Below are 22,221 nucleotides of genomic sequence, written 5' to 3' on the forward strand. Positions count from 1 at the left end.
CGGAGGGGTCGCCCACCCTGCCGGCGCGGCCGGCAGGAGGGAGGGGGGCGGGCGACCAGGCCGCGATTACTTGGTCAGGATCAGCTTGTCGTTGCTGGTGTGCCGCAGGCGATAGAAGCGGTCGCCGTGCTGGATCAGGATTTCACGACGGCCCTTGAGCAGGGCTTCGCTGTCGATGACCTCTTCCGGCGGAACGACACGGACCGGACGATCGCGGAGGGTCAGCGTTTCGGGGCGCAGCAGTACAGGTTGAGCATTCATGAGCATCTGGACTCGTGCGAGGGACGAGTCAAATGATAATGATTCTCAGTTGACAATCAACAACCATTCTCAATTTGATTGATGAGATTAATGATCGAATTCTGAAATTCGATAGATCATGTCAATCGAATGGCGACGCAGCCGTGTAGAGTCGACTCTACCGAGGCCCCCGAGGCCCCCGAGGCCCGGTCGGCCCCCGGGTTCAGGCGAAGGCGGCTTCGACGTCGGCCCAGCCGGCGGCGTCGACCTGCTCCAGCACCTCCAGCGCCTGCAGGTTCTGCAGCAGCTGGCTGACCCGGCTGGCACCGAGGATCACGCTGGAGACGTTCGGGTTGCGCAGGCACCAGGCGATGGCCAGCGTGGCCGGCGCCTGCCCCAGCGCACGCGCCACCTCGCTGAAGCGGCGCACCTGGGCCAGGCGGGCCTCGGCGTCGTCACCCAGCACCAGCGCCTGCAGCCATTCCATGCCTTCGCGGCCCAGCCGCGCATCGGCCGGAATGCCCTGGTCGTACTTGCCACTCAGCAGGCCCGAGGCCAGCGGCGAGAAGATGGTGGTGCCCAGGCCGGCACCGGCATACAGCGGCGCGTACTCGACCTCGACCCGTTCGCGGTGCAGCAGGTTGTACTGCGGCTGCTCCATCGACGGGCCCTGCAGGTTGCGCGCCTCGGCGATGTCCAGCGCCTGCTGGATCTGCACTGCCGACCACTCCGAGGTCCCCCAGTAGAGGATCTTGCCTTGCCGCACCAGGGTATCCATGGCATGCACGGTCTCGGCGACCGGCGCGTCCGGATCCGGGCGATGGCAGTAATAAAGGTCCAGGTAGTCCACCCGCAGGCGCTTGAGCGCCGCGTGGCAGGCGTCGGTCACATGCTTGCGCGACAGGCCGCGCTGGGTCGGCCGTGGGTCCTTGGCGCTGCCGAAGAACACCTTGCTGGAGACGCAGATGCCGTCGCGCGGCAGGCGCAGGTCGGCGATCACATCGCCCATCACCTGTTCGGCGCGGCCGTTGGCATAGCCCTCGGCGTTGTCGAAGAAGTTGACGCCGTGGTCCCAGGCGGCGGCCACCAGGTTGCGGGCCTCGTCGCGCGGGATCTGGTCACCGAAGGTCACCCAGGCGCCGAAGGACAGGGCGGAAATCGGCAGGCCGGTGGAGCCCAGGCGACGGTATTGCATGCGAATCTCCTGCTGCGGGCCCGCATCCGGGCCGGGATCGAGCCCCATTCTACCTGCCGCCGCCGGCCGCAAGCCCTTGCCGTTGCTGGCCTGATCGGTACCGATAGATGCGCGCACGCTGCTTTTTCTTGCCCCGGCCCCTGCCCTGCACTAGGCTTCCCGTTTTTCGCGACGCCCCAGGGGAGTCACTCACATGGTCGAAGGTTTGGGCAGGATCGGCTTCGGCCTGTTCGGGTTGGCGGTGCTGATCGGCATCACCTGGTTGTTTTCCAACAACAAGCGTGCGGTTGACTGGAAGCTGGTTGCCACCGGTATCACCCTGCAGATCGCGTTCGCGGCGCTGGTGATCCTGGTGCCGGGCGGCCGCGACGTGTTCGATGCGCTGGGCAAGGGCTTCGTCAAGGTTCTCAGCTTCGTCAACGAAGGCTCGGGCTTCATCTTCGGCTCGTTGATGGACACCAAGAACTACGGCTTCATCTTCGCCTTCCAGGTGCTGCCGACCATCATCTTCTTCTCGGCGCTGATGGGGGTGATGTACCACCTCAACGTCATGCAGGCGATCGTGCGCGTGATGGCGTGGTCGATCACCAAGGTGATGCGCGTGTCCGGCGCGGAAACCACCAGCGTCTGCGCCAGCGTCTTCATCGGCCAGACCGAGGCGCCGCTGACCGTGCGCCCGTACATCGCCAGGATGACCCAGTCCGAGCTGCTGACCATGATGATCGGCGGCATGGCCCACATCGCCGGCGGCGTGCTGGCGGCCTATGTGGGCATGCTCGGCGGTGGCGACCCGGCGCAGCAGGCCTTCTACGCCAAGCACCTGCTGGCAGCGAGCATCATGGCCGCACCGGCCACCCTGGTCGTGGCCAAGCTGCTGATTCCGGAAACCGGCACCCCGCTGACCCGCGGCACGGTGAAGATGGAAGTCGAAAAGACCTCCAGCAACATCATCGACGCGGCCGCTGCCGGTGCCGGTGACGGCCTGAAGCTGGCGCTGAACATCGGCGCGATGCTGCTGGCCTTCATCGCCCTGATCGCGCTGCTGAACGCCCCGTTGACCTGGATCGGCGAGGTGACCGGCCTGGCCGCTGCCATCGGCAAGCCGACCAACCTGTCGACCATCTTCGGTTACGTGCTGGCCCCGATCGCCTGGGTGATCGGTACCCCGTGGGCTGATGCCACCACCGTCGGTTCGCTGATCGGCCAGAAGGTCGTGATCAACGAATTCGTCGCCTACACCGAACTGTCGCAGATCGTGAACGGCCAGGTGGCCGGCGTGAGCCTGTCCGAGGAAGGTCGCCTGATCGCCACCTACGCGCTGTGCGGCTTTGCCAACTTCAGCTCGATCGCGATCCAGATCGGCGGCATCGGCGGCCTGGCCCCGGAACGTCGCCACGACCTGGCCAAGTTCGGCCTGCGCGCGGTGCTGGGCGGTACCATTGCCACCTTCATGACGGCGACCATCGCCGGCGTGCTGACGCACTTCAGTTGAACCCTTGGTTGAGAAAAGATTCCCTATGAGCAGCAGTGTCGTTGTCGTCGGTTCCTTCAATGTCGATCACGTGTGGCGGTGTGAGTCGCTGCCGGCACCGGGTGCGACCATTGCCGGCCGCTACAGCACCGGCCCCGGGGGCAAGGGCTTCAACCAGGCGGTGGCGGCCTGCCGCGCCGGTGCCGACACGCACTTCGTGTGCGCGTTGGGCGATGACGCCGGTGGCGCCACCGCGCGTGAACTGGCTGCGCAGGATGGCTTCGCGCTGATCGCCGAGGCCAGCAGCGAACCGACCGGCACCGCGGGCATCTACGTGGACGCGCGTGGCCGCAACACCATCGTGATCGGCCCGGGTGCCAACGCCGCGCTGGGCACCGATTTCCTGCAACAGCAGCAGGCCCTGCTGACCCGCGCCAAGGTGGTGCTGGTGCAGCTGGAATCGCCGGTGCAGACCATCGAAGCGGCGCTGGCCACGGCCCGCGAGGCCGGCGTCACCACCGTGCTCAACACCGCACCGGCCGATGCCCCCTCGACCATCGGCCTGCTCAAGCTGGCCGATGTGATCACCCCGAACGAAACCGAGTTCGCTGCCCTGCTCGGCCGCCATGTCGGTGAGCGCGTGGATGCCAACGACGTCGCCGCGCTGGATGGCGCCAGCCTGCACGCGCTGTGCCGCAAGCTGGTCGGCAACGGCACCGTGGTGGTGACCCTGGGTTCGGTGGGCGTGTTCGTGTCGCATGCCGACGAGAACCTGCGCGGCGATACCCAGCCGTACTACCGCGTGGGTGCCGAACAGGTGCAGGCGATCGACACCACCGGTGCCGGTGACGCCTTCAACGGCGCGCTGGCCGCGTCGCTGGCGCAGGTGGCCGACGCCCCGTTCGCCCGCCACGTGCGCTTCGCCAACCAGTTCGCCGGCCGTTCGACCGAGAAGGAAGGCGCCGCTGCGGCGATGCCGCGCTTCACCCCGGCCGACGCTGAAACCAGGTAATTCCACGCCACGCGTGGATGACAAGGCCCGGGTGTGCAGACACCCGGGCCATTCTTTTGCCCATTGCCCAGCCCCTGCGACCGCCTGTCGCATTGCCCACATCCTGCCCCTCGCCCACCATCCGCGCAGCTTCCTCGCACGGGCAGGACATGGACGGATTCCCCTGGCTGCTGGTCGCGGCCGCCGGCAGTGCCGTGGCGGCGCTGCTGCATATCGGCTGCATCGCCTTCGGCGCCGCGTGGTACAGGTACTTCGGTGCCGGCCAGCGCGTGGTCCGGTTGGCGCATGCGGGGCACTGGTGGCCACCGCTGATGACCGCCGGCATCACTGCCGTGCTGGTGGCCTGGACCCTGTACGCACTGGCCGCCGCGGGCTGGCATTCGCCGCTGCCGGCCAGCCGCCTGGTCCTGCCCGGCATCGCCGCGCTGCTGTTGCTGCGTGCCGCGATGGGCTTCGGCCTGGCGCTGTTCCGGCCGGGGTACAACGGCACGCGCTTCTGGGCGGTCAGCTCGCTGGTCTGCCTGGGCCTGGGGCTGGCCTTCGCGCTGGGTACCCGCCAGGCCTGGCAGAGCCTGGGGTAGCCGCCCACCATCGCCCGCCCGTGGGGGCGGCGGAAGCAACCGTCAAGCATCTGCTGATGCCGGTACGGCATGAGGTCGGTGCCGATCGGCCTGAACCGGACCGCGCCCGGCACGGCCGTACCGCCGCCCGCGCCCTACAATGGGCGCATGCAGATCGGCCCGTACACCATTGCCCCCAACGTCGTGCTGGCACCCATGGCCGGCGTCACCGACAAGCCCTTCCGCCTGCTGTGCAAACGGCTGGGTGCGGGACTGGCCGCCTCGGAAATGACCATCAGCGACCCGCGCTTCTGGAACACGCGCAAGTCGATCCACCGCATGGACCATGACGGCGAGCCAGCCCCGATCAGCGTGCAGATCGCCGGCACCGAGCCGCAGCAGCTGGCCGAGGCCGCGCGCTACAACGTCGACCACGGCGCGCAGATCATCGACATCAACATGGGCTGCCCGGCCAAGAAGGTGTGCAACGCCTGGGCCGGTTCGGCGCTGATGCGCGACGAGCAACTGGTGGCGCGCATCCTCGAGGCCGTGGTCAACGCGGTGGACGTGCCGGTCACGCTGAAGATCCGCACCGGTTGGGACTGCGACCATCGCAATGGCCCGCTGATCGCACGCATCGCCGAGGACAGCGGTATCGCGGCACTGGCGGTGCACGGCCGTACCCGCGACCAGCACTACACCGGCCAGGCGGAGTACGCCACGATCGGCGAGATCAAGGCCGCGCTGCGCATCCCGGTGATCGCCAACGGCGATATCGATTCGCCGCAGAAGGCCGCCTACGTCCTGAAGGAAACCGGCGTGGATGCGGTGATGATCGGTCGCTCGGCGCAGGGCCGGCCGTGGATCTTCCGCGAAGTGGCGCACTACCTGGCCACCGGCGAGGAACTGCCACCGCCGTCGCTGGCGGAAGTGCGCGACATCCTGCTTGGCCACCTGCACGCGCTGCATGCGTTCTATGGCGAGCCGCAGGGCGTGCGCATCGCGCGCAAGCACCTGGGCTGGTACGCCAAGGATCGTCCGGAGAACGCCGCGTTCCGCGCGGTGGTCAACCGTGCCGAAGACCCGCAGGGCCAGATCGCGCTGACCACGGAATACTTCGACCGCCTGATCGCCGGGGAACCCGCGTTGTCATCTGCTGCCTGAGCGTACTGCCATGCCGTCGAGTCGAGCTTGCTCGACTGAATTTCCAGAGCCGTCGAGCACGCTCGACGCTACAAGAGCCCGCCCCATGACCCCGCCGATTTCCTCCCCGACCTACCTGCACGGATTTTCCGGCACCGAACAGCAGCGCCTGATGACCCAGGCCCGGCTGCTGGAATCGAGCATCTTCGGCCAGATCGACTACAGCGGCGCGCGGCGCCTGCTGGAAGTCGGCAGTGGCGTCGGTGCGCAGACCGAGATCCTGCTACGCCGCTTCCCCGAGCTGCACGTGACCGGCGTGGACCTGAGCGAAACGCAGCTGGCCACCGCGCGCGAGAACCTGGCGCGCACGCCGTGGTGCAGCGACCGATACACCCTGCAGCAGGCCGACGCCGGCGAGCTGCCGTTCGAGGCACGCAGCTTCGACTCGGCGTTCCTGTGCTGGGTGCTGGAACACGTGCCTTCACCGGCGCGGGTGCTGAGCGAAGTGCGCCGCGTGCTGGCTCCGGGTTCGCCGGTCTACATCACCGAAGTGATGAATGCCTCGTTCCTGCTCGACCCGTACTCGCCGCACATCTGGCGCTACTGGATGGCCTTCAACGACTTCCAGTACGACCATGGCGGTGACCCGTTCGTCGGTGCAAAGCTGGGCAACCTGCTGCTGGCCGGCGGCTTCCGCGACGTGCACACCGAGATCAAGACCATCCACCTGGACAACCGCGAACCGGCGCGTCGCAAGACGATGATCGCGTTCTGGGAACAGCTCCTGCTGTCGGCCGCCGACCAGCTGCTGCAGGCCGGCTCGGTGGACGAGGAAACCGTGGAAGGCATGCGCCGCGAGTTCCGCCTGGTGCAGAACGACCCGAACGCCGTGTTCTTCTACTCGTTCGTCCAGGGCCGCGCCACGGTGTATTGATCCGGTGTTCTGCTGTCGATCGGGGCCGTAGAGCCACGCCATGCGTGGATCCAGTGATCAATGCACGGCGGTGTGGTCGGCCGCGCCCGGCGCCGCCGCCGGCTCCTGCCAGATCCGCTGCCACATCGCCGCCAGGCGGCGACCGGCGTCGGCACGCGCGGCGGGACTGCTGTAGTCCACCCGCACCTGCTCGGGAACGATCGCCCGCCACTGCCCGTCGGCCTGCCCGGCCACGACGAAGTTGAAGGTGTAGTCCGGCTCCAGCCCCATGCGCAGGTCACTCAGCACCAACCGGCCGTCAACCACCTGCGCACGCATGAAACCGCGGTTGAACCACGTCAGCTGCTGCACCGCCGGGATGGCCTGCGCTTCGCGCAAGGCCTGTACGTTGGACGCATGGCCTTCGAACCGCATCGGCCCGTGGTCGGCCACCAGCGAGCGGTCACCCACCACGTAGCCATTGGGCGTCATCGCCACCACCCGCCACAGCAGGGTGTTGAACGGCATCGGTACCGAGAAGCGCGGCGCATCGCCCAGGCCCATCGCGGCCAGGCTCTGCTGTGCGGCACGGTCGACCTGTGACTTGGCGATCAGGCCCCAGCCCAGGTAGCCACTGCTGAGCAGCAGGGCCACGCCCAGCACCTTGCCCGCCCAGGGCCGGGCGCGGCCGAACCAGGCCAGCACGCAGCCCAGCAGAAGCCACACCGTATACCCCGGGTCGATGATGAAGACACTGGATCCCATGGTCGGATGCGGGCGCAGCGGCCACCACAACTGGGTGCCATACACGGTGAACGCATCCAGCACCGGATGGGTGACCAGCGCCAGCTGGATCGCCCAGAACCAGCACAGCGGTGACTGCGCGACGCGGCCATTGCCGAAGCGCTTGAACAGCCACCAGATCAATGCCGCCACCCATGGCAGTACCAGCAGCGAATGACTGAAACTGCGGTGCTCGATCATGTTCGCCACCGGATCGGCTGCGGTGAAACCGAGCCACAGCGCGTCGAGGTCCGGCAGGGTGCCAAGCGCGGCACCAGCGAGCAGGGCCGCGCGGCGATGTCCGGGCGGGGCGATGGCAGCGGCGACGGCGCCACCGAGCACGATCTGGGTCAGGGAGTCCATGGGCCGATGCTAGCGGCTTGCGGGCGGTGCATGTAGAGCCGAGCCCATGCTCGGCTGCGCTTCGTTCGGCGCCACGTCAGCCGAGCATGGGCTCGGCTCTACAGTAGGACAGACGCGCGTTATGCCGCCTGCGACAACCGCGCGCCTGGCAGTTCCACCAGGGTCTGGCCGTTATGGTCGAGCAGGCGCAGCGCACCATCATGGTCCTCGGCCAGTGCGGTCAGGCTCTCCACCCAGTCGCCGTCGTTGGCGTAGACCAGGCCATCGCGTTCGACCAGCGCCGCGCGGTGGATGTGGCCGCAGACGATGCCATCCAGGCCGCGCCGGCGCACGTCGTCCAGCCCGGCCTGCACGAAGCGCTCGATGTAGCGTTCGGCGGCCCCGCTGCGCTTCTTCAGGAACTCCGACAGCGACCAGTAGCGCATGCCAAGCCGGCGCCGTACCGCGTTCAGCGCCTGGTTGCCGGTCAGGATGCGGTAGTACAGCCAGTCGCCGAACTTTTCCTGCAGGCCACCGAAATGGGTCACGCCGTCGTAGTCGTCGCCATGCGCGACCAGCAGCCGGCGGCCATCGGCGGTCACGTGGATGGCACGGCGGCGCACCTGCATGGCCGGCAACATCAGCCCGCACACCTGGCGCAGCGAGGCATCGTGGTTGCCGGGAATGTAGATGATCTCGGTCCCTGCACGGCGCAGCGCGTGCAGGGCCTGGATGACTTCGCTGTGCGACTGCCGCCAGTTGGCGCGGCGATGCGCCATCCACCACAGGTCGATGATGTCGCCGACCAGGTACAACCGTTCGCAGCGCAGCTGCGAGAGGAACCGCGCCAGCTCGGTGGCATGGCAATGACGTGAGCCCAGGTGCACGTCGGAGACGAACACTGCGCGCCGGTGCGGCGACAGGTTCGCCAGCGTGCTCATGCCGGCGCACCCGCGTCGCGCAGATAGCGTTTGCGCTTGTTCGGCCGGATCGCGCACAGGTCCACTTCGATCAGGCCGTCGATCGAATCGCTGAAGTCCGGGTCCAAGCCGAAGGCGAGGAAGCGCGCGCCGCCGGGTTCGCACAGATCGGTGTACTGGCGGTACAGCGTCGGCACGCCGGTACCCAGTGCGGCCAGGTTGGCCTTGAGCACATCGAACGCGGCACCCGCATCCAGCTCGCCGAAACTTGGCGGTGCGGCGAAGTACTTGAAGGGGCGGTTCGATTCGGCCAGCCCGGCGGTTCCGCCGTAGTAGCGCTGGTAGTAGGCCACCAGCTGCTCGCGCGCATCGCGCGGCAGCGCTGCGCTGATCGAGACCGCGCCGAACAGGTAGCGGATGCCCGGCCGGCACTGCAGGTAGGCGCCGATGCCCTGCCACAGGTAGTCCAGGCTGCGGCTGCCCCAGTAATCGGGCACCACGAAGCTGCGGCCCAGCTCCAGGCCCTCGGCAATGTGGGTGATGGCATCGTCGGAATAGCGGAACAGCGACGCGCTGTAGAGCCCGGACAGGCCGTGCCGGGCCAGGGCCTGGGCGCCGCGCATGATGCGGTAGGCACCGGCAATGCGCTGCGCCGCCGCGTCCCAGATCACGATGTGCTCGTACTGCGGATCGTAGGCGTCCAGGTCGCGGCTGCGCCCGGTGCCCTCACCCACCTGGCGGAAGGTCAGCTCGCGCAGGCGGCCCAGTTCCAGCAGCAGCGGTGAATCGGCGGTACAGGTCGCCAACAGGATCTGCTTGCCATCGGCGGTCTGGCCCAGCTGGGTGGCCGCGGCAATGCCGGCGGCGACCTGCGAAGGCGGCACCGGAGACGCCAATGGCTCGGGGCCAGCGCAGGCAGCGGCATTGCCGGCCGCGCCGTTGCGGCCCAGCGCGTACAGCGCGCGGCGCACCGCCAGCAGCTGTGCGCCCGGGTCACCGCCCTTGCCCAGCTGCATCGGCTCGCCGATGCTCAGCCGCAGCGGGCGGCCACGACGGGCGAACATTTCGCGCGCCAGCAGCGCGGTGCCGGCCGGCTTGAACAGGGTCGAGGCGCCGTAGAACAGCGCCGAGTTGCGCGCTTCCACCCGCACCGGCAGCACCGGCGCGCCGGCTGCGCGGGCAAAGCGGACGAACCCGCGCTGCCAGCGGCCATCACGGATGCCGCGCAGCGACAGCCGCGAGACCTCGCCGGCCGGGAATACGATCACGCACTGCTCGGCGTTCAACGCTTCCTCCACGGCATGCAGGCTGCCGCGCCGGGCCTTGCCGCCGAGGATGCGCACCGGCAGCAGCAGGTCCTGCAGCGGCGCGATCGCCCCCAGCAGATCGTTGGCCACGATCCGCACGTCGCGGCGGATACGGCCAACCGCGTCCAGCAGTGCGAGGGCATCCAGTGCCCCGGAGGGGTGGTTGGCGACGATCAGCAGGCGGCCGGTGGCCGGGATCCTGGCCAGCGCGGCCGGATCCACCTGGTACTGGCCGCCGATGAATTCCAGGCCGGCGGCGACGAAACCGAAGCCGCGCAGTCCTGAGCTGCGCTGCAGGAAGGCTTCGATCTGGTCCAGGCGCGACCAGCGCCCGACGCTGCGCAGCAGCGGCCGCGCCAGTTGGCCGCGACGGCCATGGAACCAATCGGGGAAACGTTGCTGGAGACGCTGTTCGAGTTCCTGCATGGCGGATCCACTGATGCCCGGCGGCCGGATTGGCCGACAGCCTGCGCCCGGCAGGCGGCAGCCAGATGGCGGTTTCGGGGCAGAACGATGACGGCCGGCCCGCCTTCGCGGCGAGGTCGCCGCCCGCGCGTTCCGGGCCGGTAGCAGCCCGGTGCGTTGTCACGCTGGTGGAACACTGGGCCTCAAGGCTGGGCCCCAATCCCCAAGGGACGGCCCCTCCAGGCCTACGCGGGCTTAACCACCGGCAACCGGCACAGGTTCACAATGCACAGGCGGCGCACCCCGTGTATCATGCGCGCCCATCTTTCCATCCGAATCAAGGGATATTACGCCTGATGTCCAGCTATCTCTTCACCTCCGAGTCGGTCTCCGAAGGCCATCCGGACAAGGTTGCCGACCAGATCTCCGATGCGGTGCTGGACGCGATCCTGACCCAGGACCAGCGCGCCCGCGTGGCCTGCGAGACCATGGTCAAGACCGGCGTTGCCATCGTGGCCGGTGAAATCACCACCAGCGCCTGGATCGACCTGGAAGCGCTGACCCGCAAGGTCATCACGGACATCGGCTACGACAGCTCCGACGTCGGTTTCGACGGCGCCACCTGCGGCGTGCTGAACCTGATCGGCAAGCAGTCGCCGCACATCGCCCAGGGCGTGGATCGCAAGAAGCCGGAAGAAATGGGCGCTGGCGACCAGGGCCTGATGTTCGGCTATGCCACCAACGAGAACGACAGCTACATGCCGGCCGCGATCCACCTGTCGCACCGCCTGGTCGAGCAGCAGGCCAAGATCCGCAAGAAGAAGAACTCGCCGCTGTCGTGGCTGCGTCCGGACGCCAAAAGCCAGGTCACCCTGCGCTATGAAAACGGCGTGGTCTCGGCCATCGACGCCGTGGTCCTGTCGACCCAGCACGCCCCCGGCATCAAGCAGAAGGACCTCATCGAGGCCGTCCGCGAAGAGATCATCAAGCCGGTGCTGCCGGCCAAGTGGCTGCACAAGGGCACCAAGTTCCACATCAACCCGACCGGCAAGTTCGAGATCGGTGGCCCGGTGGGCGACTGCGGCCTGACCGGCCGCAAGATCATCGTCGACACCTACGGCGGCTGGGCCCGTCACGGTGGTGGTGCCTTCTCCGGCAAGGACCCGTCCAAGGTCGACCGTTCGGCAGCCTACGCGGCCCGCTACGTCGCCAAGAACGTGGTGGCCGCCGGCCTGGCCGACCGTTGCGAAGTGCAGGTCTCCTACGCCATCGGCGTGGCTGAGCCGACCTCGATCTCGGTCACCACCTTCGGCACCGGCAAGATCAGCGACGACAAGATCGAGAAGCTGATCCGCAAGCACTTCGACCTGCGCCCGTACGGCATCATCAAGATGCTGGACCTGGTGCACCCGATGTACCAGCAGACCGCGGCCTACGGCCACTTCGGCCGCAAGCCGAAGGAGTTCAGCTACCTCAACGGCGAAGGCGAGACCGTCAACGCCACGGCCTTCTCCTGGGAGAAGACCGACCGCGCCGCCGCCCTGCGCGCCGATGCGAAGCTGAAGTAAGAAACACGAAGGGCCGCTCACGCGGCCCTTCTGCTTTCTGGTAGAGCCGGCCGCTGGCCGGCTTTTTCATGGCCTTCGGGAAACAATCGCGTGATTGCCGGCCAGCGGCCGGCACTACCCGGTTGCCGATACAATCGCCGCATGTCGACCGAACTGAAAACCCACCAGCTGTCCATGACCGTGCTGATGTCGCCGGAGATGGCCAATTTCTCCGGCAAGGTCCACGGCGGCGCCATCCTGCGCCTGCTCGACCAGGTTGCCTACGCCTGCGCCAGCCGTTACGCCGGCAGCTACGTGGTCACCCTGTCGGTGGACCAGGTGATGTTCCGCCAGCCGATCGCGGTGGGCGAGCTGGTCACCTTCCTGGCCTCGGTGAACCATACCGGCACCTCGTCGATGGAGATCGGCATCAAGGTGGTGGCCGAGGACATCCTCAAGCGCAGCGTGCGCCACGCCAACAGCTGCTTCTTCACCATGGTGGCCGTGGATGAGGAAGGCCGGCCGACGCCCGTCCCGCCCCTGCAGCCGGCGACGTCCGACGAGAAGCGCCGCCAGGCCGCCGCGCAGATCCGCCGCCAGCTGCGCCAGGAAATGGAACAGCGCCATCTGGAACTGCTGGCATCGAATCCGCCGTCACCGGAGGAATGAGGTAGTGCCGGCCGCTGGCCGGCAACCTCGCGCGTGCTGCCGGACATCATGAGGTTGCCGGCCAGCGGCCGGCACTACCATTGCGAATTCGCCGGGCCATGCCCGGCGGATGCGGATCAACCGGTGTTCTGCACGCCCTGCGCAACACCGTTCACGCAGGCCACCAGCGCGCGCAGCAACCCGTCATCCTCGCGCCCGCTGGCCCGCCAGCGCTGCAACAGGTCCACCTGCAGCACGCTGATCGGATCGACGTAGGGATTGCGCAGGCGGATCGACAGCGCCAGCCGCGCATCGTGGTCGAGCAGCGTCCGCTGGTCCATCAGCGCCAGCAGCCAGTGCCGGGTGAGTTCCAGTTCGCGCTGCACCTGCGGGAAGAAGTGCCCGTGCCGTTCACCCGACAACAGCGAAAACTGCTCGGCGATGGTGATATCGCCCTTGGACAGCACCATCGCGATGTCGTCCAGGAAGGTGCGGAAGAACGGCCAGTCCCGCGCCATCTCGCGCAGGGTCTGTTCGTGGCCGGCATCAACCGCCGCCTGCAGGCCACTGCCCACGCCGTACCAACCGGGAATCACCGCGCGCGCCTGGCTCCAGGCGAACACCCAGGGAATCGCACGCAGGTTGCTCAGCGCGGCGTCCTGGCCGAGCCGGCGCGATGGCCGCGAGCCCAGCGTCATGCGTTCGATCACGTCGATCGGCGTGGCGGTGCGGAAGTAGTCCATGAAACCGGCCTGGCCAACGAACGCGCGATACACCTCGCTGCTGGCCGATGCCACCGCGTCCATCACCGGTCGCCACTCATCCTCGCGCGGCTCGGCGGCACGCGGGCGCAGGCTGGCACGCAGCACCGCACCGGTGGCCTGCTCCAGCGAGCGCAGGGCCAGCGCACGGATGCCGTACTTGCGATGGATCACCTCGCCCTGCTCGGTCACCCGCAGGCGGCCATCGATGCTGCCGCGCGGCGATGCGTCCACCGCGTGCGTGGTCTTGCCGCCACCGCGGCTGATCGAGCCGCCACGGCCATGGAAGAAGGTCAGGCGGATGCCGGCCTCGGCCGCCACCTCCAGCAGCTCCACCTGTGCACGCTGCAGGCCCCAGCGCGATGCGGCGATGCCACCGTCCTTGCTGCTGTCCGAATAGCCCAGCATCACCATCTGCACGTCATCGCGCGCTTGCAGGTGCGCGCGATAGATCGGGTCGGCCAGCAGATCACGCAGGGTCGCGGTGCCGCGCTTGAGGTCCTCCACCGTCTCGAACAGCGGCGCGATATCCAGCGGTACTGATCCGTTCTCTTCCACCAGGCCGCCACGGCGCGCCAGCGCCAGCACCGCCAGCACGTCGCTGCGGTCATGTGCCATCGAGATGATGTAGCTGCCCAGTGCATCGCCACCATGCCGCGCACGAGCATCGGCCAGCGCGGCGAACACGGCGTCCAGTCGCCGGTTGCCTTCGTCGTCGCCCTTCGGCAACGGCGCGTCACCACTGGCATGCGGCGCCAGCAGGCGTGCGCGGCCCACTGCATCCAGACCGTCCCACGCTGCGTCGCCGCCCAGCACCGTGGCCAGCGCGCGCGCGTGCACGCTCGATTCCTGGCGCACGTCCAACCGCGCCAGGTGGAAGCCGAAGGTCTTCACCCGCCACAGCAGGCGCTGCACGGCGAAGCCACCGGCATGTTCGCCGCGGTTGGCGCGCAGGCTGTCGAGGATCAGCTGCAGGTCGTCGATCAGTTCGTCCGGACCGGCGTAGGCGCCTTCGCCGTCATCCAACGTGGCCTGCAGGCGTGCACGCATGCGGTCGTTGAGCAGGCGGTACGGCATGTCGGCATGGCGCGGGCGCGACTGCACCTGCGGCAGCAGCTGCTGGTAGTGCGCCACGCGCGCCTGCAGCGCCTCGCTCACGCCCACCCGCTCGGTGGACTGGCTGAGCAGGCTGGCCAGCTGCAGCAGTTCCTTCTGGTAACGACCCAGCACGGCCTGCCGCTGCGCGTCCAGCGTAGTGCGGATGGTGTGGGCATCCACGTTCGGGTTGCCGTCCATGTCGCCGCCCACCCATGTACCGAAGCGCAGCAGGCGCGGCAGCGGCAGTTCTTCGCCGTAGGTATCGCGCAGCGCCTGCTGCAGCGATTCGTACAGCACCGGGATCACCCGGTACAGCACCTGCACCAGATAGAAGCCGACGTGCTCGCGCTCGTCATCGACGGTAGGCCGCACCGGCGAGGAATCGGTGGTCTGCCACGAAGCGGTCAGCGCCATGCGGAAGCGCGCAGCATCGGCGGCCGCTTCCCCCGGCGTGCGCTGGCCGTCGAGGTTGTCGACCAGGCTGGCCACCATCAGCTGCTCTTTCTCCAGCAGCGCGCGGCGCACCGCTTCGGTCGGGTGCGCGGTGAACACCGGTTCGATGTCGATGCGCGGCAGCCACTGCGCCAGCTCATCCAGGCCCACGCCCTGCGCCTTCAGGTGCTGCAGCGCATCCTGCAGGCCGTCGGGCTGCGCCCCGGCGGTACCGGCGCGCTGGTAGTCACGGCGGCGGCGGATGCGATGCACACGCTCGGCAATGTTGACCACCTGGAAGTAGGTGCTGAAGGCCCGCACCATGGTCTCGGCCTGCTGCGGCGTGCGCCCGGCCAGCCCTTCGGCCAGCTCCGACAGCGGCGCCTGGTTCTCGCGGCGGGCAATGGCGCGGGTGCGCACGTCCTCGACATCGTCGAGAAACGCGGCCGAAACCTGTTCGACCAGCAGGTCACCGACCAGTGCGCCGAGCCGGCGCACGTCATCGCGAAGCGGAAGATCGGGAGAAGCAAACTCGATGCTGCTGCGGTACTCGTTCATCGGCGACGCACAGGCCTCGGTCAACGGATCCAGACCCCAAGCCTATCCCAGATCGGGCGTCGCGCTGCGATGCAAGAATGGTTTCATCTGCACGTATCCATGGCGGACGCAGCCGAGCATGGGCTCGGCTCTACAAGCGTCATGGCGCGTGACACCGTGTAGCGCCCGAGCCCATGCTCGGGCGGCGGCGCAGCCGCACAGGCGGCCGCTGTTGCAGCGGCCACCCTCATGCACGCATCAGCGCTTCTTCTTCGCCGTGCCCTGCTCGGCCGGGCCGATGGTCTGCTCCAGCCAGCGCTCGCTCTCGGCCAGCATGGTCATGATCGATTCGCGTGCGCGGTAGGCATGCGATTCGTTGGGCAGCACCACCAGCCGCGCGGTGCCACCCAGGCCCTTCACCGCCGCGAACATGCGCTCGCTCTGGATCGGGAACGTCCCGGAGTTGTTGTCGTCCACGCCGTGGATGAACAGGATCGGATCCTTGATCCTGTCGGCGTAATTGAACGGCGCCATCTTCTGGTAGACGTCCTGCGCCTGCCAGTAGTTGCGCTCCTCGGCCTGGAAGCCGAACGGCGTGAGCGTGCGGTTGTAGGCGCCGCTGCGCGCAATGCCCGCCTTGAACAGGCGGGTGTGTGCCAGCAGGTTGGCCGTCATGAACGCACCGTACGAATGGCCACCAATGGCAATGTGATCGCGGTCGGTCACGCCACGCCGCACCACTTCATCCACGGCCGCCTGCGCATTGGCCACCAGCTGTTCGATGTAGGTGTCGTTCGGCTCCTTGTCGCCCTCGCCGATGATCGGCATCGACGGGCTGGCCAGCACCACGTAACCCTTGGCCAGGAACGCCTGCGGACCCCAGTAGCTGACCGCATTGAAGCGATACGGCGAATCGGTCACCTGGCTGGCCGCGGCCGCGCTCTTGAACTCGCCCGGGTAGGCCCACATCAGCAGCGGGCGCGGGCCGTCGCGCTTCGGGTCGTATCCCGGCGGCAGCAGCAGGGTCGCGGTCAGGTCGACGCCGTCCTTGCGCTTGTAGCGGATCTGCTCCTTCTGCACACCCTTCAGCTGCGGCAGCGGATGCGCGAAGTGGGTCAGCGCACGCGGCGCAGCACCGGCATCGGCCAGCGACTGCACGTAGAAGTTGGCCGGCTCGTCCGGGCTCTCGCGGCTCAGCAGCAGCGAGCTGCCCTGCTTGTCCAGCAATGCCACCGGCAGCGCATAGCTCGGCGCCTGCGAGTGGAACAGGCGCGTTGCCTTGCCCGTGGCGATGTCGAAGCGGTCCACGAACGGACGGTCGCCTTCCGGCGAAGCACCGGCGCCGGCCAGGTACAGGCTGCCGCCATCGGCGCTGGTCTGCAGCAGCGAACGGCCGCGCTCGTCGCTGGCCCGCAGCGGCCGGCCCGGATCGGCGTAGCGGTCCTGCGCATCGCGATCCCACAGCAGGCGCGGTTCGGCGCTGGCATTGTCCGGGGCGATCAGCCAGGTCTTGGTCCTGCGGGTCTTCCACCACGATTCGGTCAGCAGGGCCAGGTCGCCACGGCCCCAGCTGATACCGGCCAGGCGGCTACCCAGCTGGGCCAGCGTCACCGGCGGCGTGTCGAACGGCGCGGCCTGCATCAGCACCGCATCGCGCACCTTGGCATCCCTGTTCGGGTCGCCACCATCCTGCGCTTCGGCCCAGACCAGGGTCGCGTCGGCATCACCACGCCAGCCGATGTCACGCACGCCGGTCACTTCGGCGTCGTTGCCGGTCGGCAGGCCTTCCACCAGTGGACGCACGGCCACGGTATGCACCAGCTTGCCGCTGGCACGGTCGATCACTTCAATGCGGCGCGGGAAACTGCTCACCGGCACCACGTAGGAATACGGGCGCTGCACCGGCTGCCGCAGCACGAAGCGGCCATCCGGCGACACGGAGAAGCCCATGAAGATGCCGGCCGCGCCGATCGGGCGGGTGCTGCCATCCAGGCTGACTTCCACCGGCTGTGTGGTGGCGTAGTAGTCGAACTGGCGCGCGTCAGCCTCGTTCTTCAGCAGGTCCTGGTAGGTACGGATCGACACCACGCCATCGCCCCGGCGGGTCTGCTGCACGGCCGGGCCGGTCGGGATGCCGTCGGTGGCCGGGGCCGCACCGAGGTTGGCCGGGCGGGTGAACACCACCAGCCCGCGGCTGTCCGGCAGCCACTGGTAACCGCTGCCGATCACCGTGTTCAAGCCGGCAACCAGGCGGCGGGCGCTGCCGGCGGCCACGTCCACCAGCCACAGTTCGTTGGCGCCGCTGGTGGCGTCGACCTGGTTGAAAGCGAGCCACTTCTGATCCGGAGACCACATCAGGCTGGCGATCGACAGCGTGGCCGGCAGGCCGCTGATCTGCCGTTCCTTGCCATCGGCCACGTTCATCAGCCACAGCTTCTCGCCGAAGCTGAAACGGCTGTCGGAGAACGTGCGCGGGTTGATGCGCAGGCCGGCCAGCTTCAGTTCCGGCTGCGCCACCACCCGGATCGACGGCAGCGACGGCATCTGCATCAACGCGGCCATGTCGCGGCGAGGCGACAGGTGCAGCGACGGCGCGCGCGGTGCGTCGACCACCGCCTGCAGCGCCGCCGAGGGCAGTTCGTAGCCATTGGCACCCTGGGCCTGTGCTGCAGCGGGCTGTGGGGCCAGCGCCCAGGCTAGCGGGGCCACGGCCAGCAGTCCCATCGACAGGACCAGGCCGGTCCAGCGCCGCGTACGGCGCGCGTGCATGCTCATCGTTCTACCTGCGTGATGCGTGAAAGCATCGACCTTAACAGGCCGTGCACGCGCCCCCATCTGCCGATGGTTGGGTCATCCGGATGTCATGCCGGGGCCGCGATATAATGGGGGTTCTCCCCTGCCGAGGGGCGCTGCGACCGGATCCGATGAGGCCCGGCCAGGCTCGGTAAGGTGGCTTTGTAACAACGGCGCCCGGCTAGATGCGAGCACCCGCTCGCCCACAACCGGAGCACACGAATGAACGCTGTTGCCAAGACCTTCTCCACCGAAGGTGATTACAAGATCCGCGACATCACGCTGGCCGACTGGGGCCGCAAGGAACTGGACATCGCCGAGCACGAAATGCCGGGCCTGATGTCGATCCGCCGCAAGTACCAGGCCGAGCTGCCGCTGAAGGGCGTGCGCGTGACCGGCTCGCTGCACATGACCATCCAGACAGCGGTGCTGATCGAGACCCTGAAGGACATCGGCGCCGACGTGCGCTGGGCCTCGTGCAACATCTTCTCGACCCAGGACCACGCGGCTGCCGCCATCGCCGCCACCGGCACCCCGGTGTTCGCCTGGAAGGGCGAGACCCTGGAAGAGTACTGGGACTGCACCCTGGACGCGCTGACCTTCACCCTGGCCGACGGCACCCTGACCGGCCCGGAACTGGTGGTGGACGACGGCGGTGACGTGACCCTGCTGATCCACAAGGGCTACGAACTGGAAAACGGCAGCGACTGGGTCAACACCGCGTCCGCCTCGCACGAAGAACAGGTCATCAAGAACCTGCTCAAGCGCGTTGCCAAGGAGCGCCCGGGTTACTGGGGCCGCGTGGTCAAGGACTGGAAGGGCGTCTCCGAAGAGACCACCACCGGCGTGCACCGCCTGTACCAGCTGGCCCAGGCCGGCACCCTGCTGATCCCGGCGATCAACGTCAACGACTCGGTCACCAAGAGCAAGTTCGACAACCTGTATGGCTGCCGCGAGTCGCTGGCCGACGGCCTGAAGCGCGCGATGGACGTGATGCTGGCCGGCAAGGTAGCCGTGGTCTGCGGCTACGGCGATGTCGGCAAGGGCTGCGCCGCGTCGCTGCGTGCCTACGGCGCGCGCGTGATCGTCACCGAGATCGACCCGATCTGCGCCCTGCAGGCGGCGATGGAAGGCTATGAAGTCAACACCATCGAATCGACCCTGGGCCGTGCCGACCTGTACGTCACCACCACCGGCAACCGCGACATCATCCGCATCGAGCACCTGAGCGCGATGAAGGACCAGGCCATTGTCTGCAACATCGGCCACTTCGACAACGAGATCCAGGTCGACGCACTCGTGTCCTTCGCCGGCATCAAGCACGTCAACATCAAGCCGCAGGTCGACAAGTACATCTTCCCGAACGGCAATGCGATCTTCCTGCTGGCCGAAGGCCGCCTGGTGAACCTGGGCTGCGCCACCGGCCACCCGAGCTTCGTGATGTCCAACAGCTTCGCCAACCAGACCCTGGCACAGATCGACCTGTGGGCGAACAAGGACAGCTACGAGAAGAAGGTGTACCTGCTGCCGAAGAAGCTGGACGAAGAAGTGGCTCGCCTGCACCTGGAAAAGATCGGCGTGAAGCTGACCACCCTGAGCCAGGAACAGGCCGACTACATCGGCGTGCCGGTGGAAGGCCCGTTCAAGCCGGACCACTACCGCTACTGATGCCGTGCGCGGTGCCGGTCAGCGGCCGGCACTACCGGCGCAGGCGGGGTCGGATCCCTTTCCGCAGGAAAGAGCGCTGACCCCGGCAACAGATGCAGACAGAACGGGCGCCTTCGGGCGCCCGTTCTGCGTTGCGTCGCCCCGCAGCAGATCCGCGCGCCCTGTCACAGTGCCCTAAGAAGCCGCTTGCTAGGCTCTATGCCCCCATGGACTGCCAACTGCAGGCCATGCGCCGGGACGCAGACAGCAAAGGACAGGACATGCCGCGCAACAATGACCGAGTGACCCGGGCGATGAAGCCCCTGATGATCCTGTGCTGGGTGGCCCTGCTGGCCGCCTGCAGCCCGCCTGGCAGCGATGCCGGTGCCAGCGCGCCGGCAGCGAACACCGGCCAGGCAAGCACCGACGGCAAGGCAATCAGCACCCCGGCAGCGGCCACGGGCAGCAGCGCTGCCTGCGCCGAGGGGGCATCACAGGTGCAGACCCTGATCTGCAACGACCCCGCCCTGTTGCAGCAGGAAGGCGAGCTGGCCAAGGCTGAAGCCTCCGCACGCGACACCCTCGATGCCGCCGGCAAGGACAAGCTGCAGGCCGAGCAGCAGCGCTGGATCCAGCATACGCGCGACCTGTGCGGTGACGCGCACTGCCTGCAACAGGTATTTGCCGATCGCCTCAAGGTGCTCTCGGCCACGCGCGACGGCCTGGTCGACCAGGACGCCTGCGAAGTGCCCGACGGCCAGCAGCAGTGCGTGGACCTGCTGGTGCTGCGCGACCCCAACAGCCAGTTGGCGAACTTCAACACGCTGCTGGGAGAAAACGGCCAGGAAGGCCGCCTGCTGGGCTGTACGGCCGCCACCAACGTGGGCGGTGGCCCCAACGCCGTGCTGGCGGCCAACTGCATCCAGGAAACCACCGCCGGCAAGCGCAACGTGCAGCTGTGCAGCAACCAGATGGTCGGCCAGTTCGCCCTCGAACCGGCATCGGCCGCCTACGGCACCCAGGCCGTCCGCCAGCTGCTCGGCTTCACGCAGCAGCACTGCGCCGGCTGACATCCGCTGGGTGCGCCCGGCGCTTTTTCCCACATTGAAGGACGATGACCATGGCAAAGGATTCCACCCTTACCCGCGAACAGCTGTCCACGCTGTTCCTCAACACGGAGCTGGGCGGCAACACCCGCCACCTGGACCACTTCTCATACGCGCAGAAAGGCGCAAGCACCTACTCGTTCGGACTGGTGCAGTTCGATGTCGGCGGCAATCCACAGGCCAGGCGTTTCCTGCGCGACAACGGCTTCACCGCCGCTGACATCGAACTGCTGTCCCAGCAGGGCGGATTGAGCACCCGGCAGCTGGCGGCGCTTGACGCCAAGTTGCAGGCCATTCCGCAGGCGAAGATGGACCAGCTCACCAACGACAAGCTGGACAGCGCCATCGAGCGCGTCGATGAAGCCATCGCCAAGGTGCGTGCCACCAACCCGGCCGCCGCCGATGCCATCGCGGCCAACCCCGAACTGCAGCTGGCCATGGCCGACTATGACAACCAGTTCGGCGGCATGGGCCCGCAGTTCATCAGCTATCTGGCCGGCAACGCGGAAAAGCTGCAGGGCGGTACGGTCCAGGCCGGCAATCCGCCGACCCGCGGCGACGTGCAGAACTTCGTCGATGCCACCAAGTACGGCATCCAGTCGCCGGCCGCGGTGACCAGCCGCGATGAGCGCTTCGACCGGGCGATGACCCAGCTGGGCATCACCCCCACCCATGCCCCCTCGCACGGGTCGCCCGGCGGCAACGGCGTACTGGTCAGCGGCGCCAGGGGCGATGAGGTAAAGGCGATGCAGCAGAAGCTGGCCGACCTGGGCTATCTGGGCAAGGACGGCAAGCCACTGGTAGCCGATGGCGATTTCGGGCCCGGCACCCTGGAAGCGGTCAAGCAGTTCCAGCGTGAGCACCAGCTCACCGTCGATGGCAAGGTCGGTGCCACCACCCTGGGTGCGCTCGACAAGGCCATCGCGCAACAGCAACAGCAGGCCGCCGAACCGACCATGGCCACCCCCGGCCACGCCGACAACCCGCGTTACCAGCAGGTCGTGGAAAAGCTGGAAACGCTGGAAGAACAACGCCGCCAGGGTGGCCTGGCGCCACTGTTCAATGACCGCAGCCAGCTCGAGAACGCCGCAGGCCTGGTGGCTTACGAGTCCAAGCTGGCCGGCATGAGCCAGGTCGATACCGTGCTGGCGCGGCCGGACAACCAGGGCGTGTTCGCCGTGCAGGGCCAGCTTGGCGATCCCGCCATGCACCGCACTTACGTCGACCTGTCGCAGGCGGCGAACCACACGCTGCAGGACAGCACGCGGCATAGCCAGGCGCTGGACAACGAACTGTCGCAGCGACAGACCCAGGAACAGATTCAGACGCAGCAGTCGATGTCGCGCTGACGCGGGATGCCG

At 67.8% G+C, this 22,221-nt stretch carries 17 protein-coding genes and 1 riboswitch; of the genes, 10 read left to right on the forward strand and 7 right to left on the reverse strand.

Annotated elements, in window-relative coordinates; all coding sequences use genetic code 11:
* Window positions 1-66 precede the first annotated feature (66 nt).
* Both hemP and VG556_RS15185 read right to left on the reverse strand, forming a co-directional pair.
* Window positions 67-261 (reverse strand): hemin uptake protein HemP, encoded by a 195-nt coding sequence (hemP, locus tag VG556_RS15180; protein WP_005412278.1) that lies wholly within the window; start codon window positions 259-261, stop codon window positions 67-69.
* Window positions 262-463: 202 nt separating this feature from the next.
* Window positions 464-1,435 (reverse strand): aldo/keto reductase, encoded by a 972-nt coding sequence (locus VG556_RS15185; protein WP_014645969.1) that lies wholly within the window; start codon window positions 1,433-1,435, stop codon window positions 464-466.
* Window positions 1,436-1,628: 193 nt separating this feature from the next.
* Between VG556_RS15185 and VG556_RS15190 the strand changes: the two genes are divergently transcribed.
* From VG556_RS15190 to VG556_RS15210, 5 genes are all read left to right on the forward strand, one after another.
* Entirely contained in the window at window positions 1,629-2,927 is a 1,299-nt protein-coding gene (locus VG556_RS15190; protein ID WP_014645968.1) for a NupC/NupG family nucleoside CNT transporter, read from the forward strand.
* Window positions 2,928-2,952: 25 nt separating this feature from the next.
* On the forward strand, window positions 2,953-3,918 hold the full coding sequence (locus tag VG556_RS15195; RefSeq protein ID WP_069117984.1) for a ribokinase: 966 nt from the start codon (window positions 2,953-2,955) through the stop codon (window positions 3,916-3,918).
* A 149-nt stretch (window positions 3,919-4,067) separates the two neighbouring features.
* Window positions 4,068-4,499 (forward strand): hypothetical protein, encoded by a 432-nt coding sequence (locus tag VG556_RS15200; RefSeq protein ID WP_049406097.1) that lies wholly within the window; start codon window positions 4,068-4,070, stop codon window positions 4,497-4,499.
* A gap of 147 nt (window positions 4,500-4,646) precedes the next feature.
* Entirely contained in the window at window positions 4,647-5,642 is a 996-nt protein-coding gene (gene dusB / locus VG556_RS15205; protein ID WP_069118098.1) for a tRNA dihydrouridine synthase DusB, read from the forward strand.
* Between the two features lie 85 nt (window positions 5,643-5,727).
* Window positions 5,728-6,555 carry a class I SAM-dependent methyltransferase gene (locus tag VG556_RS15210; RefSeq protein WP_005415318.1) on the forward strand — a complete coding sequence of 276 codons (828 nt, stop codon included), beginning with the start codon at window positions 5,728-5,730 and terminating at the stop codon, window positions 6,553-6,555.
* Between the two features lie 57 nt (window positions 6,556-6,612).
* On the opposite strand, the gene VG556_RS15215 is transcribed toward VG556_RS15210, so the two are convergent.
* The 3 genes from VG556_RS15215 to VG556_RS15225 form a co-directional block, all read right to left on the reverse strand.
* Entirely contained in the window at window positions 6,613-7,680 is a 1,068-nt protein-coding gene (locus tag VG556_RS15215; RefSeq protein ID WP_032956710.1) for a metal-dependent hydrolase, read from the reverse strand.
* A 119-nt stretch (window positions 7,681-7,799) separates the two neighbouring features.
* On the reverse strand, window positions 7,800-8,600 hold the full coding sequence (locus tag VG556_RS15220) for a UDP-2,3-diacylglucosamine diphosphatase (RefSeq protein ID WP_005412268.1): 801 nt from the start codon (window positions 8,598-8,600) through the stop codon (window positions 7,800-7,802).
* Window positions 8,597-10,312, reverse strand: coding sequence for a lysophospholipid acyltransferase family protein (locus VG556_RS15225; protein ID WP_100449351.1), 1,716 nt, complete (start codon window positions 10,310-10,312; stop codon window positions 8,597-8,599). Before VG556_RS15225 ends, VG556_RS15220 begins: the two co-directional genes overlap by 4 nt.
* 335 nt (window positions 10,313-10,647) lie before the next feature.
* On the opposite strand from VG556_RS15225, the gene metK reads away from it, so the two are divergent.
* The gene (metK, locus tag VG556_RS15230) at window positions 10,648-11,859 is read left to right on the forward strand and encodes a methionine adenosyltransferase (protein WP_111144236.1); all 1,212 of its coding nucleotides are present in this window, start codon (window positions 10,648-10,650) and stop codon (window positions 11,857-11,859) included.
* A 141-nt stretch (window positions 11,860-12,000) separates the two neighbouring features.
* Window positions 12,001-12,507, forward strand: coding sequence for an acyl-CoA thioesterase (locus VG556_RS15235; protein ID WP_010481883.1), 507 nt, complete (start codon window positions 12,001-12,003; stop codon window positions 12,505-12,507).
* Between the two features lie 116 nt (window positions 12,508-12,623).
* Here the strand turns inward: VG556_RS15235 and ppc are convergent, their stop codons facing one another.
* Both ppc and VG556_RS15245 read right to left on the reverse strand, forming a co-directional pair.
* Window positions 12,624-15,335 carry a phosphoenolpyruvate carboxylase gene (gene ppc / locus VG556_RS15240; protein WP_423180029.1) on the reverse strand — a complete coding sequence of 904 codons (2,712 nt, stop codon included), beginning with the start codon at window positions 15,333-15,335 and terminating at the stop codon, window positions 12,624-12,626.
* 237 nt (window positions 15,336-15,572) lie between these two features.
* A complete protein-coding gene (locus VG556_RS15245; protein WP_100449350.1) occupies window positions 15,573-18,089 on the reverse strand; it encodes a S9 family peptidase in 2,517 nt (838 codons plus the stop codon).
* Window positions 18,090-18,209: 120 nt separating this feature from the next.
* Window positions 18,210-18,293: riboswitch (S-adenosyl-L-homocysteine riboswitch) on the forward strand.
* Window positions 18,294-18,329: 36 nt separating this feature from the next.
* On the opposite strand from VG556_RS15245, the gene ahcY reads away from it, so the two are divergent.
* The 3 genes from ahcY to VG556_RS15260 all read left to right on the forward strand — a co-directional run bounded on the left by ahcY (window position 18,330) and on the right by VG556_RS15260 (window position 22,209).
* Window positions 18,330-19,775: an adenosylhomocysteinase gene (gene ahcY, locus VG556_RS15250; protein ID WP_014645960.1), complete on the forward strand. Its 1,446-nt coding sequence runs from the start codon at window positions 18,330-18,332 to the stop codon at window positions 19,773-19,775.
* 260 nt (window positions 19,776-20,035) lie between these two features.
* Window positions 20,036-20,824 carry a lysozyme inhibitor LprI family protein gene (locus VG556_RS15255; RefSeq protein WP_100449349.1) on the forward strand — a complete coding sequence of 263 codons (789 nt, stop codon included), beginning with the start codon at window positions 20,036-20,038 and terminating at the stop codon, window positions 20,822-20,824.
* Between the two features lie 50 nt (window positions 20,825-20,874).
* Entirely contained in the window at window positions 20,875-22,209 is a 1,335-nt protein-coding gene (locus tag VG556_RS15260) for a peptidoglycan-binding domain-containing protein (protein WP_100449378.1), read from the forward strand.
* Window positions 22,210-22,221 lie beyond the last annotated feature (12 nt).

The organism is Stenotrophomonas sp. CASM106, assembly GCF_049384825.1.
Lineage (GTDB): Bacteria > Pseudomonadota > Gammaproteobacteria > Xanthomonadales > Xanthomonadaceae > Stenotrophomonas > Stenotrophomonas muris.